General features: G+C 49.6%; 13 protein-coding genes. All 13 read left to right on the top strand.

The window, feature by feature from the left end; translation table 11 throughout:
* Positions 1 to 408 precede the first annotated feature (408 nt).
* The 13 genes from IC230_RS06560 to IC230_RS06620 all read left to right on the top strand — a co-directional run bounded on the left by IC230_RS06560 (position 409) and on the right by IC230_RS06620 (position 18,319).
* Entirely contained in the window at positions 409 to 1,518 is a 1,110-nt protein-coding gene (locus IC230_RS06560; RefSeq protein WP_191038176.1) for a formylglycine-generating enzyme family protein, read from the top strand.
* Positions 1,519 to 1,791: 273 nt separating this feature from the next.
* Complete coding sequence (locus IC230_RS06565) at positions 1,792 to 4,863, top strand: SusC/RagA family TonB-linked outer membrane protein (RefSeq protein WP_191038177.1); 3,072 nt, start codon at positions 1,792 to 1,794, stop codon at positions 4,861 to 4,863.
* 60 nt (positions 4,864 to 4,923) lie between these two features.
* Complete coding sequence (locus IC230_RS06570) at positions 4,924 to 6,489, top strand: RagB/SusD family nutrient uptake outer membrane protein (protein ID WP_191038178.1); 1,566 nt, start codon at positions 4,924 to 4,926, stop codon at positions 6,487 to 6,489.
* 30 nt (positions 6,490 to 6,519) lie between these two features.
* Positions 6,520 to 6,678, top strand: coding sequence for a hypothetical protein (locus tag IC230_RS06575; protein ID WP_191038179.1), 159 nt, complete (start codon positions 6,520 to 6,522; stop codon positions 6,676 to 6,678).
* A 15-nt stretch (positions 6,679 to 6,693) separates the two neighbouring features.
* Positions 6,694 to 6,855, top strand: coding sequence for a hypothetical protein (locus IC230_RS06580; RefSeq protein WP_191038640.1), 162 nt, complete (start codon positions 6,694 to 6,696; stop codon positions 6,853 to 6,855).
* An 80-nt stretch (positions 6,856 to 6,935) separates the two neighbouring features.
* On the top strand, positions 6,936 to 7,877 hold the full coding sequence (locus IC230_RS06585; protein ID WP_191038180.1) for a sterol desaturase family protein: 942 nt from the start codon (positions 6,936 to 6,938) through the stop codon (positions 7,875 to 7,877).
* A 236-nt stretch (positions 7,878 to 8,113) separates the two neighbouring features.
* The gene (locus IC230_RS06590) at positions 8,114 to 10,423 is read left to right on the top strand and encodes an arylsulfatase (RefSeq protein ID WP_191038181.1); all 2,310 of its coding nucleotides are present in this window, start codon (positions 8,114 to 8,116) and stop codon (positions 10,421 to 10,423) included.
* Positions 10,424 to 10,521: 98 nt separating this feature from the next.
* Positions 10,522 to 10,986 carry a hypothetical protein gene (locus IC230_RS06595; protein WP_191038182.1) on the top strand — a complete coding sequence of 155 codons (465 nt, stop codon included), beginning with the start codon at positions 10,522 to 10,524 and terminating at the stop codon, positions 10,984 to 10,986.
* 68 nt (positions 10,987 to 11,054) lie between these two features.
* A complete protein-coding gene (locus tag IC230_RS06600; protein ID WP_191038183.1) occupies positions 11,055 to 12,722 on the top strand; it encodes an arylsulfatase in 1,668 nt (555 codons plus the stop codon).
* Positions 12,723 to 13,012: 290 nt separating this feature from the next.
* A complete protein-coding gene (locus IC230_RS06605) occupies positions 13,013 to 13,720 on the top strand; it encodes a thioredoxin domain-containing protein (RefSeq protein WP_191038184.1) in 708 nt (235 codons plus the stop codon).
* Between the two features lie 94 nt (positions 13,721 to 13,814).
* The gene (locus tag IC230_RS06610; protein ID WP_191038185.1) at positions 13,815 to 15,233 is read left to right on the top strand and encodes a sulfatase family protein; all 1,419 of its coding nucleotides are present in this window, start codon (positions 13,815 to 13,817) and stop codon (positions 15,231 to 15,233) included.
* Between the two features lie 115 nt (positions 15,234 to 15,348).
* Entirely contained in the window at positions 15,349 to 16,701 is a 1,353-nt protein-coding gene (locus tag IC230_RS06615; protein WP_191038186.1) for a sulfatase, read from the top strand.
* A gap of 97 nt (positions 16,702 to 16,798) precedes the next feature.
* Complete coding sequence (locus IC230_RS06620) at positions 16,799 to 18,319, top strand: sulfatase family protein (protein ID WP_191038187.1); 1,521 nt, start codon at positions 16,799 to 16,801, stop codon at positions 18,317 to 18,319.
* Positions 18,320 to 18,600: the final 281 nt, after the last annotated feature.

Raw genomic sequence — 18,600 nt, forward strand, 5'->3', positions numbered from 1 at the left:
AGAGCAAAATCAAAAAAATAAGAAATTGCTTGCTTGTATGAAATCTACCATCTTACCTTTGGGGCAGATATTTAAATTACTGTCCAGGTAATCATCATATCCGGCACCTATTTATACTGAAAAGCTTGTCATGTACGCTCATCCACGTTGCTGTTGTTATAATCACTTCATCCCTTGCACTAGTTTGTGGCTTTAACTTAGGTTTCTTTTTTTTATACTACATTATTCTATTAATTCTATAGGATATATTAGTTACTCAACGTGTCTTCTTGTATTTACTAGTAAAAACGCATTGGCGCTCACGATGTATGAGCAAAATAGTGCACACATTCGAGGACTTTTACGGTACTTGTTGTAGTATTGATGTAGTAAAAATCGAATGATGTTGATGATTAATTGCCTGTTTCCATGAAAGTATATTACGTAGCGTTGATTGGTATTGCTTTCCTGACCATTACTGCTTTCATCACCAAAAGCGTACTGGTCAACGTACCGCCGACTCGAAAAGCCAAGTCATCTGCTCCCATATGCAGCACAGGTGTCTGCAAAGTGCCGTCGCGGGCAGCCGCCTTACGGGCAGGCGCTTCGGCTAAACTGGCGGTTGCCTATTCGGGTGTTTCAACCGATATGGTGCTTGTTAAAGGCGGTAGTTTTCAAATGGGCTCCGCTGATTTTCCGGATGCTAAACCTGTTCATGCTGTTTCGGTGAATAGTTTCTGGATGGATGCGCACGAAGTGACCAATACCGAGTTTGAAAAATTTGTCAGCGCTACCCGATACGTAACGGTGGCTGAACGCCCCCTAAATCCGAAAGATTATCCGGGAGTTCCTGCCGACAAATTAGTGCCGGGTTCCGCTGTTTTCACACCCCCAACGCAACCCGTATCGCTGGAGAATCCATTAGCGTGGTGGCAATACGTACCGGGCGCTAACTGGCGGCATCCGCAGGGGCCTAAAAGCAGTATAGTCGGGAAAGGCAATGATCCGGTTGTGCAGGTATGCTATGAAGATGCGGCTGCGTATGCGAAGTGGGCAGGTAAACGCCTACCGACCGAAGCTGAGTGGGAGTATGCGGCTCGAAGTGGACGGAAGGGCACGAAGTATTACTGGGGAAACGATCTGAAACCAGGTGGTAAATGGTCCGCCAATATATTTCAGGGGCAATTTCCGAATAAAAATACAACGGAAGATGGCTTTCGGACGCTGGCACCGGTCAAAACGTTTCCGGCCAATCCGAACGGCCTGTATGACATGGACGGAAATGTATGGGAATGGTGTAGCGATCTCTATCGTCCGGATTATTACCAGAAAAGTCCGGCAAATAATCCACAGGGACCCAGAGACAGCTATGATCCAGAAGAACCCGGCATGGTTAAACACGTTCAGCGCGGAGGCTCATTTTTGTGTAGTGATCAGTATTGTATTCGCTATAAAGCGGGCAGTCGCGGCAAAGGCGAAACGACCAGTGCCAGTAATAACTTGGGCTTTCGCTGTGTAAAAACGGCTCAGTTACAATAGAGAGTTAAGACCAGACTTGTGGCAGCACGTCTGGTAAGGTACCCCGGACTTTAGTCCGGATACAATTTAGCTTACAGTTAGACGGACTAAAGTCCGGGGTACCCGTCAGTCCTGTTGCAGCGGGGCGGATGGGAGTGAAATGAATAAAAAAGCCAGTCCTGTTGCAGCAGGACTGGCCGGTCAAAAAAACAAGGCTCAGTGGCAACTGATTTGGTGCAGTCGTTTGCGCGACTGTCACGCAACCCCATTTTTTATTTTAACCAGTACAAAGCAATGAAAAAAAGGTTTATTTTATTAACATGGATTTGGATTTTATTTAAGCCGATCGCCCTTCTTGCCCAGACAACGCAGCCCATTATCAATTCCACGCTGACGGGTACGATTGTCGATTCAAAAACCAAAGAGGCCTTAATTGGCGCTACGGTACAGATTAAAGGTACAACCAATGGAGCGGTAACGGACATTGAAGGAAAATTTACGCTCAAAACCGGTCAGATTTTACCCTACACCCTCGTCGTTAATTACGTCGGCTACAAACCTCAGGAAGTAACAGCCGTTACGAATAAGGTTAGTATCGAGCTGGTAGAAAGCGCCAGTCAGCTCAGCGAAATTGTGGTCGTGGGGTACGGCACCCAGAAACGTAGCGACATTACGGGGGCGGTTGCTTCGGTGCCGCTGGAAATAAAAAGTCAGCCGGTTTCTTCTGTCGAGCGACTCTTGCAGGGTTCGGTAGCGGGGGCCGTTGTTACCCAAACTTCCGGACAGCCGGGTGGGGGTGTCAGCGTACAGATTCGGGGCAATAACTCCATTACGGCCGGTAGCGATCCGCTCTACGTCATCGACGGTTTTCCGATCAATAACGACTACTCGCTGAATGATGCTAAGGTAACCGACGGGGCAAAAATCAATCCGTTGTCGTCGATTAATACGTCGGATATTGAATCCATCGACGTATTGAAAGATGCGTCGGCCACCGCTATCTACGGTTCGCGTGGGGCTAATGGCGTGGTGATAATCACCACCAAAAGCGGTGCTAAAAATAAATCCTCAATTAACTACGATGCGTTTTACGGCGTTCAGGACGTAATCCGAACGCTTCCGCTGCTGAACGCCCGCGAATGGTGGCAGCTTCGGAAAGACGCGGCCGCGAATTCGGGTAAAACGACCAGTTTGCCTTCGGTAACGGATTACGCGCTTGATACGTCGGGTGTAGGTACCGACTGGCAGGCGGCTGCCTTTCGCAGGGCCGCGATTCAGAGCCATAGTTTATCCATTCTGTCGGGTTCTGAAAAAACCAGACTAGCCCTTTCCGGTAATTACTTTAAACAGGATGGGATTCTTCAGAACACCGACTTTACGCGGTTTTCGGCCAGAGTCAAACTAGACCATGACTACAGCAAACGGTTACGACTCAGCTCAGCCTTAACGGCCAGTACGACCAAAGCCAACGTAGCACCCGCCAACATCGTATCGAACCTAGTGCTAACCCCGCCTTCGCTGCCGGTTTACAAACAGGATGGTACGTTCGTGATCAACAGTCCGTTTGAATCGGGCCTGCAAAATCCCATCAACTCGCTGTATAATCAACTCAACGAAACGCGTACGAACCGGTTTCTGGGGAATATTTCGGCAGAGTACACAATTCTGGATGGTCTGACTGCCAAAGTGTTAGTTGGTGCCGACATTGTTGATAACAAACAGAACCGCTATCTGCCCAGCTCCACGGCGGAAGGATTGGCGTTACAGGGAAACGCCCTGGTTGGGTCAATTTTCACGACCAACTGGCTGAATGAAAATACGTTAAGCTATGTCAAAGAGCTTAACGCAAAAAATAAAATCAATGCCATCGTTGGGTTTACGTCGCAGCAATCGGATTCGAAAGGGGCCGTTGCCGAAGCGGCTGGATTTGCCACCGATGCGTTTTCGTACAACAACTTAGGCACGGGAATCACGAACCGGACTCCCAGCTCGTTTGCCACCAAATGGTCGCTGGCGTCGTACCTGGGTCGGGTTAATTATAACTACGATGAGAAGTATTTATTGACCCTAACGTTACGTGCCGATGGGGCATCGAAGTTTGGCGAAGGCAACAAATGGGGGTATTTCCCATCAGCGGCTGTGGGCTGGAATGTCAGCAACGAATCATTCTTTAGCAATGTCAAGAATATCAGCTTATTGAAACTTCGACTGAGCGCGGGGTTGACGGGTAATCAGAGCATTCCGCCGTATCAGTCGCTGTCGCAGCTAAGCTACTTCCGGTACAACTTCTCGAACACGACCGTCTCTGGTTTTGCGCCGAATACCGTTCCAAATCCGGCCCTGGGCTGGGAAAAAACGTTCCAGGTCGACGCGGGTATTGATCTTGGCCTGTTAGGTAACCGGATTCAGATCGTTGCGGATTATTACTACAAAAAAACCACGGATTTGCTCTTGTCCCGAACTGTACCGGGAACCTCGGGCTTGTCGGATTTTTACAACGGTCAGGCCTCCACGATCTACCAGAACATTGGTGCAGTGTCGAACCAGGGGTTTGAGTTTTACGTGAACTCGCGCAATCTGGTCGGCGATCTGAAGTGGAATACCATCCTGGTTTTTTCGAACAACACCAACAAGATTCTGAGTCTGGGCGACGGCGTTAACCAGATTATTCCGTCGATATCCAGTCCGTCGATTGCGAAAGTAGGCTATCCGGTCGGGTCGTTTATTGTGTATCAAACCGATGGCATCATCCAGTCCGGCGAGACGCCCTTAACTCCGCAGGCGAACAACAAACCGGGTGGACAGAAATATAAAGACATTAATGGCGATGGCGTCATTACTCAGGCGGGCGACCGGATCATCATTGCCAATCAGCCGGGTTTCACGACGGGGCTGACCAATACGTTCAATTACAAAGGCTTCGACCTGATGGTTTTCGTGCAGGCGTCTATTGGTGGCAAACTGTACAACGCCAACCGGGCCAACCTGGAACTGGGAACGGGTTACACGAACTCATCCCGAGACCTGCTCAATCGCTGGACGCCGACTAATACCAACACCGACGTAAAAGCAGCTTATCAGGACCCGGCGATCACCATCTCCGATCGGTTCATCGAAGACGCTACGTATGGCCGACTGAAAAATCTGTCGTTTGGCTATTCCTTGCCCAAATCTCTGCTCGCCAAAGCGCACATCAGCAACCTGCGTGTATACGTATCGGCGCAGAACGCGCTAACCTGGACAAACTATACCGGCTATGACCCGGAAGTCAGTTTGAACGGTCAGTCGCTGATCAACAAAGGCGTTGACTCCAGCGTGTATCCCAACAGCAAGTCCTACCAGGTCGGACTGTCGCTATCACTCTAATCTAACAATACACCTATAATCCTTTAAAGAGGATGTAGGAGTAAAATCATCAGATATACAATGAAAGCATTTCGTTATGCGGTCGTGGCTGTAGCCTTCCTGGCTACGACCTCGTGCAAAGACTATCTAACCGAAAATCCAGAGTCATTTATTTCGGAAGATCAATATTACAAGACCCAGGCCGACGCGATCAACGCGGTTAACGGCGTTTATTTCTTTTTGAACTCAGGCGGCAGTTCTATACAAACACCCTACAATACGTTGTTTAACACGGGCATGAATATGGCCGGTGACGATGAAGATCCGGGCCCTGGCGCAACCAACGCTGATGTGCGATCGCTGGCCGTACTGGCGCATTCATCGACGAACCTACGAATCTATGAACTCTGGCAGCAACATTATGCCGCCATCAAAAAAGCCAACGTAGTCCTGGAAAAAGTGCCTGCCATCAGTTTCGACAACACGCTGAAAAACCGGCTGTTGGGGGAAACGAAGTTTTTGCGAGCACTTTACTACTTCAATCTGGTCCGTTTATACGGCGATGTTCCCCTCGTTACGGAGTACCAGAAGTTCGTCACGGCGGCTGAGTATGCCGTTGCCCGAACGCCGTCGACGCAGGTGTATGCGCAGATTGAAAAAGACCTGACCGAAGCAGCTGCCGTCCTGCCCGCTACGTATAGCTCACCGGATGTAGGCCGGGCTACGCAGGGAGCGGCCAGGGCGCTGCTGGCGAAGGTGTATCTGACCAAAGCGTCGTTTCCACTCAGCATCGCTTCGCATTATCAGGATGCCGTTAAGAAAGCGGAAGAAGTGCTATCGTCGGCTGATGGTGGTACCGGTACGTATGGCTACAACTTGTTTTCGAATTACGCCGACGTGTTTCTGCCCGCTTCTAAAAATGGGGTCGAACACATCTTCTCGGCCCAGTTTAAGTCGAATGCGCAGGGACAGGGCAACAACGAGAACCCACGAAGTATACTCTCCGCTGTGCCTGGTCTGAATGGCAATTACGCCCACATGGTTCGGTATTACACCAACGGGAAGGACAACTTTTTCAGTATTTACAAACTGTTTAAACCGACTGATAAACGCCGGGACGTAACGTTTGTCCGGTATTTTGTCAGCCCCACCAACGGGCGGAAGTACGCGCTGCCGATTACCAATTCAGTCGTTGCCAATGATTCAACGCCCTTTTTTCACAAATGGTGGGACCCAAACTCCACGTCGGTAACCAGCGAATCAGCGGCCAACGTGCCGATTTTACGGTATGCCGAACTGCTGCTGATTCATGCCGAAGCCGAAAACGAAGCCAATGGCCCGACGACGAAAGCCTACAAATCGCTGAACCGGGTTCGGAATCGGGCGGGTCTGGCTAACCTAACGGCTGGCCTTAGCAAGGATCAGTTCCGGGATTCGCTCTACCTGGATCGACGGCTGGAAGTGGTGTTCGAGTACCAGCGCTGGTTCGATCTGATCCGCCAGAAAGACGCGTCGGGAAAAAGTACGTTTGTATCTAACCTGCAAAAAGTGGGTAAGAACAATGCCGCCGAGAAGCATCGTCTGTATCCGATTCCCCAGTCAGAAATCGATAACAACGCTTTACTGACGCAGAATCCAGGCTATTAATCCGGTACATCCACTAACTAACTCTCCATTATGACTCTAGCTGATATAACCCTGTTGGGAAAGAAAATTCTGGTTGGCATTCTCGTAGCGCTGATCCCCGCCCTGATTTTGTTCTGGGGCCTTCGGCTCACGCAAAAACTGCTCACCAAAGCGCCTGCCACTACGTCATCGATTCAACCGTCAAACTAACGTACGCCAATGAAAATGGAACCCAGAATTGCCCGGCGCATTGTTCGCAACGCTCTGCTTAGCCTGTTTCTGTACGCCTTGCCAGTATTGCTCATGTTCGCTACGTTCTACCTGACGAACCAACGTCCGTGGGAGAAGAAAGCGAAAAAGGCGCAGGCTGTGCTTACAAGGAAGTAACGTACCGTTTGTCGGGATGTCGGGTTCCAGAACCCGACATCCCATAACGATTACCTCTCAAACCTTTAAATCATAAAACGATGGTTACATTTTTTGAAAAAATCTTTGAAAACCTCGGTACCTGGGGTTTGCCTACCCTAGTTCTTATGCTGGGCGTTGTGGAGTTCTCGCTGGGTCTTTATAAAAAGCACTGGAACCGAAATGAGATTCTACTGGATATTACCTGCTTTACGATTCCTAAACTGGTTATCAAGCCGCTGGTGGCTTATTTTGGGCTAAAATTTCATCCCTACGTACTGCCTGATTCGAAAGGTGCGTTCGACTGGGTGCCGTTCTGGTGGGGATTTGCCATTATCGCCGTCGCCGACGATCTGACGCAATACTGGTATCACCGATTACACCATGAAGTGCCGTTTCTGTGGCGTTTCCACCGGACGCACCATTCCGCGCCGTACATGGGCATGGCAATGGCCAGTCGCCAGAATGTCATTTACTCGCTGTTCTTCTCGCAGACGTATCTGACAACGATGCTGGTGTACATCGGGCTGGGCTACCCGGCGCTGTTTGTGAAAGGAATAAAGTCGATTATTACCACCCTGGCCCATTCGAGTATTCCCTGGGATAAACCATTCTACGAGAACAAGTTTCTGCATCCGGTTGCCTGGGTGCTCGAACGCCTGATTTCGACGCCTGCTACCCACCACGCCCACCATGCCGACTCAACGGACGATGGTATTGGACACTACAAAGGCAACTTCGGCAACATGTTTTTCCTGTGGGATGTCATTTTCGGAACCGGATTGATTACGCGTCAGTATCCGAAATCCTACGGCATTGCTTCCTATCAGCAGGAAGAATGGTACGCTCAATTTATGTGGCCGATCCTGAAATCGAAGAAGGAGGGGAGCGAACTGTCGCACAATGGGCCGATGGTTAAAGATGACGTAGTAGAGCCGGTTCTGGAGCCTCAACTCGTTTCGCCCAGCTTGGTTGCGGTTGAACCCGAGTTGAAACTGGCGTAAGCAATCATACGAAATAACCTGATGTAAGATGCCGTGTGACCCCAGCGGGGTCAAATGTTTATAGCAACTACGGCCTTTATATAAACATCTGACCCCGCCGGGGTCACACAGAGATGTACTTGTGTACTCATCAATCATTTACTAGGCTGTGTGTTCTGTGCCTCGGCGAGTAAATAAACTAATTCCGTCTGACTGAAATCATTTCCTACTTCTGAAGGAGCTTAACATTATACTTTATGAAAAAAACGTCTTTAACTAAATTCTCGCTGGTAGCCTGGGCGCTGCTGGTAACCGGAACCGGAACGCAGGCGCAGTACGCGCCAACGCCCGCCTACAAGGGAACCCTCGGCAAAACCGTTGAGGCAACCAAACAATGGTGGCCGGAACCCAAGAAAGCGCCACAGGGTGCGCCAAACGTCGTCTGGATTTTGCTGGACGATGTGGGCTTTGGCGCTGTCAGCTCGTTCGGTGGATTGATACAAACCCCACACATTGATGAGCTTGCGTATAAAGGCCTCCGTTATACGAATTTTCACACAACAGCGATTTGTGCACCGACGCGGGCGGCCTTACTAACGGGACGCAATCAGCACTCGGCACACATGGGTCTCTTCCCTGAAACCGCCATCGGTACGCCGGGCTATGACGCGCAGATTCCATTCGAAAAAGCGACTGTCGCCGAAATCCTGAAAGAAAATGGCTACAATACGTTCGCGCTGGGCAAATGGCACATTACACCCTTAACCGACCTGACACCGGCCGGGCCCTTTACACGCTGGCCAACAGGTCGTGGCTTCGAACAATACTATGGTTTTCCGTCGCGGGGCAGTACAGATCAGGTACATCCGGAGCTTTGGGAAGGCATTCACCGCATCCCGGATCAGCAGAACGGCAAATACCTGAATGAACTGCTCGCTGATCGGGCCATTGAGTACATCGCTGACCAGAAATCGGCGAACGTGGATAAGCCGTTTTTCCTGTATCTGGCAACGGGTGCCGGTCATGCGCCCCATCAGGTAGCCAAAGAATGGTCGGACAAATACAAGGGTAAGTTCGACAGTGGCTGGGATAAATACCGGGATGACGTACTGGCCAATCAGATCAAATTGGGTATTGTTCCGAAAAATACCGTATTGCCGCCCCGCAATCCCGGTATCAAAGACTGGAATACCTTGTCGGCCGATGAAAAGAAACTCTTTGCCCGGTTTATGGAAGTTTACGCCGGATTTATGTCGTATACAGACTATGAAATTGGCCGGGTGGTGAATTATCTGAAAGAGATCAACCAGTTTGAGAACACGCTGATTGTTGTGTCGGTCGGTGATAACGGCGCTAGTAAAGAAGGTACGTTTGTTGGCACGATCAACAACTACGGAACGGATTTGTCGGATGAGCAGCGGTTACAGAAAAACATCGCCAACATTGACCTGATCGGTACGGAGTTTGCGAAAGCCAATTACCCCCTGGGCTGGGCAGCGGCTACCAACACGCCCTTCCGGCAGTGGAAACAGGATGCCAATTCGGAAGGCGGTACGCGTAACCCCCTGATTGTGTATTACCCGAAAGGCATCAAAGAAAAAGGTGGATTACGGACCCAGTACAGCCACGTAACGGACATCTTGCCGACAACGCTGGAATTGATCAAAGCGCAGGTTCCGGCGAGTATCAATGGCTACAAACAGGACCCGATTGAAGGAACGAGTCTGGCCTACAGCCTCAACGATTCAAAAGCCAAAGACCGGCATACAGTGCAGTATTACGAAATTAAAGGGAGCCGATCCATTTACAAAGATGGCTGGAAAGCGGGTACGCTGCACGTAAAAGGACAGCCGTTCGAGCAGGATAAATGGGAGCTGTACAACGTAGCACAGGATTTTAACGAACTCAATAATCTGGCCGCCCAGAATCCGGTAAAATTAACCGAGTTACGCGCCTTGTTCGACAGCGAAGCGACCAAATACAACGTCTATCCGCTGAAAGATGAACTGACCCCGTTCGAACTGCCTAATGCCTATAAAAATCAGCGTAAAGTTGTTCTGTATCCGGGCCAATCGACCGTACCGGATATTGCCAGCCCGTTTGCCATCAAACGTTCGTTTAGCCTCACCGCCGACGTAGTGATTCCGGCGAATGGAGCTGAGGGCGTACTGTTGTCGCGGGGTGGCCGCGCTGGTGGGTTGAGTTTCTTTGTTCAGAACAAAAAAATAAACCTGACATACGTACTGGGCGACGAAACGAAATACACCGTTACTTCCGACAATACGCCCCTGCCGACGGGTGCCGTTCAATTGCGGGCCGACGTTACGTATGGCCAAAATGGCTCAGGACTCGTCAGTTTGTACGTCAATAACGCAAAAGTGGGGGAAGGAACGCTCAGTAAAACGCTGGGTAATCTGTACTCGCATGAAGGCGTAAACGTAGGTCTGGATGATCTGACGCCTGTTTCCGATACGTATAAAGTGCCGTTTGCCTTTACCGGCAAAATCAACAAAGTCACCCTTGATTTTGAAGCGCCCCAAGAGTCGTATTTGAAAGCGAAGAATTAATGGTATCGTGGACTTCAGTCCGCACAGCCGTAGGCTAAACAGGTAGCTTGTTAGCTTATGGCTATGCGGACTGAAGTCCGCGGTACCTTATTACAACTATGAAACAAGCCATATTCATGTTGAGCCTGTTGATGGGCATCCGTACGTTGGCAAACGCCCAGAACGACGGCTCCCATCAGTTACCGGGTAATGAGAAAACCGCCATCAACAAGGTGCTCGATGATTACCTCACGACGTTTAACGCCAAAGACCTGAAAGGGTGGGAGGGAACGTATCAGTTTCCGCATTATCGGCTAGCCAGCGGCAAAATGTCGGTGCTGGAAAAGGCGGGTCTGCGGGATTCGGCCAGTGTGTTTGGCCCACTGCAAAAAGCGGGCTGGGATTACAGCAAGTGGGATCATCGGAACATTGTTCAGGCCTCGGAAACGAAGGTACATGTCGACACGAAGTTTACCCGCTACCGAAAAGATGGCAGCAAAGTGGCTTCGTATGAGTCGCTCTACGTACTGACGAAAGAGAATGGAAAGTGGGGTGTGAAACTACGGTCGAGTTTTGCTGAATAATGGAAATGAGCAAGATCAAATCCTCAACCCTTGTTAAGATCACCTAAGATTTCATGAACAAAAACCATATGAAACGAATAATTAGTAGCCTGCTGCTTACAATACTTCTGACGAACGTAGCAGGAGCCCAGCAAAAACCACGAGCTTCGGCCAAAACCACCACCAATAAGCCCAACATCGTCCTGATTATGGTGGATGATATGGGTTATTCTGACCTGGGTGCTTATGGCTCCGAAATCAGTACGCCCAACCTCGACCGACTGGCAAAAGAGGGAATTCGGCTCCGTGAGTTTTACAACAACTCGATCTGCGCACCCACGCGGGCGTCGCTGTTAACGGGGCAATATCCACATAAAGCGGGTGTCGGTTATTTCGACGTTAATCTTGGCTTACCACCGTATCAGGGATACCTGAACCGGGAATCACTGACACTGGGCGAGGTCTTCCGGGCGGGTGGCTACAGTACGTTGCTGTCAGGGAAATGGCATGTGGGCAAAGACAGCCTGTCGTGGCCGAATCAGCGGGGTTTCGACAAGTTTTACGGGATTCTGGGTGGCGCATCGGATTACTTCGACACCAAGCCGCTTCCGTTTGGTGCCAATCCGTATCCGGTCGCGCTCATTAAGAACAATGTCCGCCAACACCCGAAAGACAACTCGTATTACTTCACCGACGAAATCGGAACCAACGCGATCCAATTTCTGGAAGAGCAACGTAACGACAAGAAACCATTCTTTCTTTACACAGCGTTCACCGCGCCACACTGGCCGCTTCAGGCGCTGCCCGAAGACATTGCCAAATATTGGGGTAAGTACGATCAGGGCTGGGATTCGCTACGGGTTCAGCGACTTAAACGTCAGAAAGAACTAGGTATTCTGACCGAGAGTCAACGGATTGCGCAACATGATCCTGAAGTGCCCTTCTGGGATAAACTCACCTACGACGAAAAGCAGTTCTGGAAAGCTAAAATGGAAGTCTACGCTGCTATGGTGGATCGGATGGACCAAAATGTCGGCCGGATTTTGGCAAAACTGAAAGAACTGAATCAGTTGGATAACACCCTGATTGTCTTTCTGTCCGACAACGGCGCACAGGGCGGTTTCAATGGTAATCAGCTTCGTCGGGGTCTTGTTCGCAATACCGGCCCGGTGGGAACGGCGGGTTCATTTGATTATCAGGAACAAAACTGGGCGTACCTCTCGAATACACCCCTGCGGCAGTACAAAAACAACTTCCACGAAGGGGGTTTTGGTACGTCGTTCATTGCGTGGTATCCTAAACAGATTAAGCCGGGCAGTATCGCCAAAGGAACCGGCCACATCATCGATTTGGCGCCGACGTTTTACGAGTTGGCCGGTATTACGTATCCAGCCACGTTGAATGGAATCAAAACCAATCCGCTCACGGGGAAAAGCCTGTTACCCGTCTTGTTCGGGCAAGCGGGCGAAGTGAACCGGGGCGAGCCTATTTTCTGGGAACGGGCCGGAAATCGGGCGGTGCGGAAAGGAAAATGGAAAATCGTTTCGACGTATCCGAGCTACAAATGGGAACTCTACGACCTTGAGGGCGACCGGGGCGAAACCCAGAATCTGGCCGAATCCCGCCCCGACATTGTCAATGAATTGTCGGCTGACTACGTCCGCTGGGCCGAGAAAAACGGCGTTGTTGATTACGACAGAATCAAACCGCAGAACGACGCCATTCCCGGTCAAACGGCTGTGCGGAACGCGAATTAAACGGTTTGGACGCATTGACAGCCAAGACGTACGGTTCGGCTCTGATCCCTACGGGATCACATGTTTATAGCTGAGGGTATTTGTAGGCTTATACCGCATGCCGGAGGTATGCCACCATTGCTCTTATTGCATACCTCCGGCATACTGGACGAAGAAGGTGCTCGATTTTTCTATAAACATGCGATCCCTTCGGGATCAAGCTGCCTCAAAACCAAGATAAAACTAGACTGTAACATCTCTGGAGTGTACTTCACGAAGCAAATAATTTCATTTTTAACTCATATAAACCCATGAAAACCAAACTAGTAGCCGCCATTTTGGGCCTTGTTCTGTTTGTATCGATCCGATTAAACGCGCAGAACACAGCGCCAACATTTGATACGTTTGAAGCTAAATTAAAGCAGGCGGGTAGCCGGGCACAGATTCTGGATGCCCGCTCGGAAGAAGAGTACACGCAGAACCATCTGAAAGGAGCGATCAGTTTTAACGTAGCGAACGACGCGGATTTTCAGAAACAGATTAAAACGTTGAAGAAGGAAAATCCGGTGTTCGTCTATTCCATCGGCAACGGACGTAGCGGCATATTGGCGAAACAATTGCAGCAAAACGGTTTCGCTGACGTAACGGAATTACCCGGCGGTTTAAGCAAGTGGATTGGCTCCGGTCGTCCGGTGGAGTCGACGGTTGGAGCGGGGTTATCGCTGGCCGATTATCAGGCCCAGTTGCAATCCGAAAAATTAGTGCTGGTCGATTTTGGCTCCCGGTACTGTGGCTCCTGCAAAAAGCTGGCGCCAACCGTTAATGCGATTAAAACCGAGCGAGCGTCCGTTGTGAACGTGATTAACATCGAAGCGTACGAAAACAAAGACCTGGTCAAACAATTAGGAATCACCTCACTGCCGACTTTAGTGTTGTACAAGAACAAACAGATTGTCTGGCAGAAATCGGGCGTAACGCCGAGAGCAGAGATTGAGGCTTCGATTGCGGAGTCTTTGTAGTGGCTCAAAGGTACCACGGACTTTAGTCCGTAAACGTCACAACAGCACGGACTGAAGTCCATGGTACCTTCATGAATGCACTATACTAAAAATCATGATTTATTATAGAAATCATAAAAATCAGTGTTCTATAAGTCATTATGTTGGCCTGATTTTGCTGGTTCTTAGCAGCTTAACCAGTACGTTTGCTCAGAAAAGTTCGGTAGCCAAACCCAATGTGATCATCATCATGGCCGATGATCTGGACAGTCGGCAACTGAGTTGTTACAGTGGCAAAAACCTCAAAACAACCCATATCGACGCGCTGGCGGCTAATGGGATGAAATTTAATCAGATCTATACCTCCGAAGCAATGTGCGTTCCGACGCGGGCGTCGCTGTTTACGGGCTTATATCCGGTACGTCATGGGTCGTTTCAGAATCATAAACCGGTTTACGATAACCTGAAAAGTGTCGGTCATTACCTGGGCGATCTGGGGTACCGCGTCGGGCTGACGGGTAAAGATCACAGCACAAAACCCAAAACGGTCTTCCCGTTCGAGATTATCAAAGGCTTCGAACCAAATTGTGTGGCCCCAACAGACGATTACGAGCTAAATGACGTAAAGGAATACATTACTCGGGATGACAAACCGTACTGTCTGTTTGTCATGAGCATCAATCCGCACACACCCTGGACGGTAGGTGATAGCACCGAATTTGACCCGAAGAAACTGATTCTTCCCGCCGATTGGGTCGATACGCCCGTGACACGAAAGCAATACGTAAAATACCTGGCGGAAATTCGGCGGCTGGACAATCAGGTTGGCGACATTACCCGATTATTAGAAGAAACCGGACAAGACAAAAATACCATCGTCGTGTTTTTGGGCGAGCAGGGCGCACAGTTTCCGGGCGCGAAATGGAACCTCTGGGACGCCGGACAAAAAAGCTCGATGCTGGTCAAATGGCCCGGAATGGTTAAACCCGGCACGCAAACGGAAGCGCTCGTTCAGTACGAAGATATTACACCGACACTGATTGATCTGGCGGGTGGAAAAGAAATCGACGGACTGGACGGCAAAAGTTTCCTGCCCGTTTTAACTGGAAAAAGTCAGCGCGCGCGGCAGTATGCGTATGGTATTCACAACAACATCCCGGAAGGCAATCCGTACCCAATACGTAGCATCCGCGATACCCGTTACAAACTAATCCTGAACCTGACGCCCGACGCGGAGTACTACAATCGGTTCATGATGAATGCTAAAAAACAAGACCCTGAATCGGTGTGGTCTTCCTGGACCAGCAAGGCCGCCAGCGATTCGAAAGCGAAGCGACTTACTGAGCGGTTTGTGAAACGGCCAGCTGTTGAATTCTACGACACGCAGGCTGATCCGTGGGAAATGAATAATCTGGCCGATAACCCAACGTATCAGGAACGTATCAATCAATACAAACAGAAACTTCAGGCGTGGATGAAGCAGCAGGGCGACGAAGGCGCAGCGATCGACACTATTTACGCCAAAAAGCCATGACGTTTGTATAAGAAAAAATTATTAACCACAAAGGCACAGAGAACACAAAGTCTATGAGTCTATTAATTTCACCTTTGTGTTCTCTGTGACTTTGTGGTTAATAAATCAACTGATTATGAGAAGTTGGGCAACACTATTGATTCCTACTATTGTTTTGCTGATCGCCTATTCCTTTGCGGGAATAGCTCAGACGAGTGCGACAAGAAAACGGCCCAACATCATCATTATTCTGGCTGATGATTTGGGCTGGAGCGAATTGGGTTGCTATGGTAACCGTAACGGCAGACCGAGCTTCAATGAAACGCCGAATCTGGATCGACTAGCGGCAGGAGGAATGCGTTTCACCCAGGCCTACGCTACCGCACCCGTTTGTACCCCCACCCGTATTGCGCTGATGACCGGGCAGCATCCAGCGCGGGTCGGCATCACGGATTATCTGGATGCAAAAGATGAGAAGTTCTTATCACCTGATTACGTAACGCTTAACGAGCAATTGAAGAAAGCCGGTTATCATTCCGGATTGATCGGAAAATGGCACCTGACGGGCGATTACACCAAAAAGAAGGGTGAACCCGCTAAACATGGGTGGGACGAAGTGATCTGTTCCGAAACCGGCTACATCGCTAATGGAGATTACGTTCATCCGTACTTTTTTATGCCGGATGTCCAGGCCAGAACCGAAGGCGAGTACTTGACGGATCGGCTGAATCAGGAAGCCGTTGACTACATTAAACGCAACCACCAAAAACCATTTTTTTTGTATTTATCCCACTATGCCGTACATACCAAATTAGCGGGAAAACCAGACGACGTAGCGAAATATAAACAGAAAACCGGAGCGGGTACGAAACAGAATAATCCAGAGTTAGCCGCTATGCTGGAACGTATCGACGATGGCGTTGGGCAGATTGTTGCTACGTTGAAGGAACTGGGACTGAGCGAAAATACACTGATTTTGTTTACGTCCGATAATGGCGGAGAAAGCAACGTAACGTCGAATGCTCCACTACGTGGTGGAAAATCGGAGTTATACGAGGGCGGCATTCGCGAGCCTTTTCTAGCTTGTTGGCCGGGTGTAATTAAACCAGGTTCGGTTACCAATCAGGTTGTTAATACGCTGGACATCTACCCGACCTTATTGGAACTAGCTTCTGTAAAACCAGATGCCGGTCAGGTGCTTGATGGCATCAGTATTGCGTCAGTTCTGAAAGGAAAACTGAAGCTTATTCCAAGAACGCTCTATTGGCATTATCCACTGCCCAAGCCTCATTTTCTGGGCGGACGCTCGGCAGCAGCGATACGTAGTGGCGATTATAAACTGATTGAATACTTCGATAAGGATCAGGTTCAGCTTTTTAATCTGGCCGACGATCTGGGTGAACAAAACGATTTATCGGAGAAATTACCAGCTAAACGTACTGAACTGCTAAATCAATTACGAGCTTGGCGCAAGAAGACAGTTAAGTAAGTACCACGGACTTTAGTCCGTACAACCGAAATTTAACTGGCCCGGCCTCAACACATAATTACATTAACCAACACGGACTAAAGTCCATGATACCAAAATGAATCATAACCGCATCGTCATTGGCACATTTTTATTGGCTATCTGGAGTCTGGTAACCCAAGCCCAGACCAAACCGAATATCGTTCTGATTTATGCCGATGATCTGGGGTTTGGCGACGTGAGCTGTTACGGAGCAACGAAAATAAAAACGCCCAATATTGACCGCGTAGCCGCTGAAGGCTTGCGATTCACCAATGCTCATGCGTCGTCGGCGATTTGTACGCCCTCGCGTTACTCACTCCTGACGGGGCAGTATGCGTGGCGAAAGAAAGGCACGGGCATTGCCCCCGGCGATGCGGCACTCATCATTCCAACCGATAAACAGACACTGCCCGGCATATTGCAGAAAGCGGGATATAAAACCAGTGCAATTGGAAAATGGCACTTAGGCCTAGGTCCACAGAGCGGTCCCGACTGGAATGGCGAGATAAAACCCGGTCCCCTGGAGCTTGGCTTTACCTACTCGTTTATTCTGCCCGCTACCGGCGACCGCGTTCCCTGTGTTTACGTCGAAAATCACCGTATTGTCGGCCTCGATTCGAAGGACCCAATTCAGGTAAGTTATACCGCGCCCGTTGGTAACGAACCGACTGGAAAAGAACATCCCGAATTGCTCAAGATGAACTATTCGCATGGCCACGACCAGACTATCGTGAACGGCGTTAGTCGAATCGGGTACATGAGCGGAGGGAAAACTGCACGCTGGGTTGATGAAGACATGGCCGACGTACTGACCGGAAAAACCATTCAGTTTATTGAAGCGAATCAGAAAAGCCCTTTCTTCGTTTATTTCGCTACGCACGACATTCACGTGCCGCGTCTGCCGAACTCCCGCTTTGCAGGCAAAAGTGGTATGGGTCCACGGGGCGATGCCATCCTGCAATTAGACTGGTGCGTTGGCGAAGTAACCAAAGCCCTCGACCGGTTGGGTCTGAAAAACAATACGTTGCTGATTATCAGTAGCGACAATGGTCCAGTTGTCGACGATGGGTATGTCGATCAGGCCGTCGAAAAATTGAATGGCCATAAGCCCGCAGGACCGTTACGTGGCGGCAAGTACAGCGCGTTCGATGCTGGAACGCGCGTGCCCTTTCTGGTGCGCTGGCCGGGTCATGTGAAAGCCGGTACGTCGGATGCGTTAGTTAGTCAGGTCGATTTGCTGGCCTCATTCGCGGCTATGACCGGCCAATCGCTGGATAGCGCTGACGCACCGGATAGCTTTGTGTCCACCGATGCGCTGCTCGGTAAAACCCAGCAAGGTCGTAACTATGTCATTGAGCAGGCGATTGGAGGAACGCTTTCGATTATCAAAGGAAACTGGAAATATATTGAGCCGAGCGATGGGCCAAAACTCAATAAAGAAACGAATACCGAGTTAGGAAATGATCCGCAGCCGCAACTCTATGACTTAAAAGCGGACCAGGGCGAAAAAAAGAACGTAGCGGAGCAGAATCCACAGATCGTTAGTGAACTAGCTATCTTGCTGAAATCGGTTCGGGAAAAACAGCAGAGTCGATAAAGAATCTACACGAGTTGATTAAATGTTTGCCTCGATCACCTATCCTGAAAGAGTACTCCTAGTCAACTAGTCTGTTGATGAAATCCCCATTCTACAGGTATTAACCCTGAGCTTTTACTTTTCCTAGCCAGCGCTTGATAAGATCTGGATAGGAGCCATATTATAAATAATTAAAACCATATGGCGGCAATTAGAGTTGGATGGTAATTAATTGTTTTATTCATGAATCAAAAGGTAACTAAAAATTGGTCACCAATACCAGGAACGTGCCTTTATGGTGG

The sequence above is a fragment of the Spirosoma validum genome (assembly GCF_014699035.1).
GTDB classification, from domain to species: domain Bacteria; phylum Bacteroidota; class Bacteroidia; order Cytophagales; family Spirosomataceae; genus Spirosoma; species Spirosoma validum.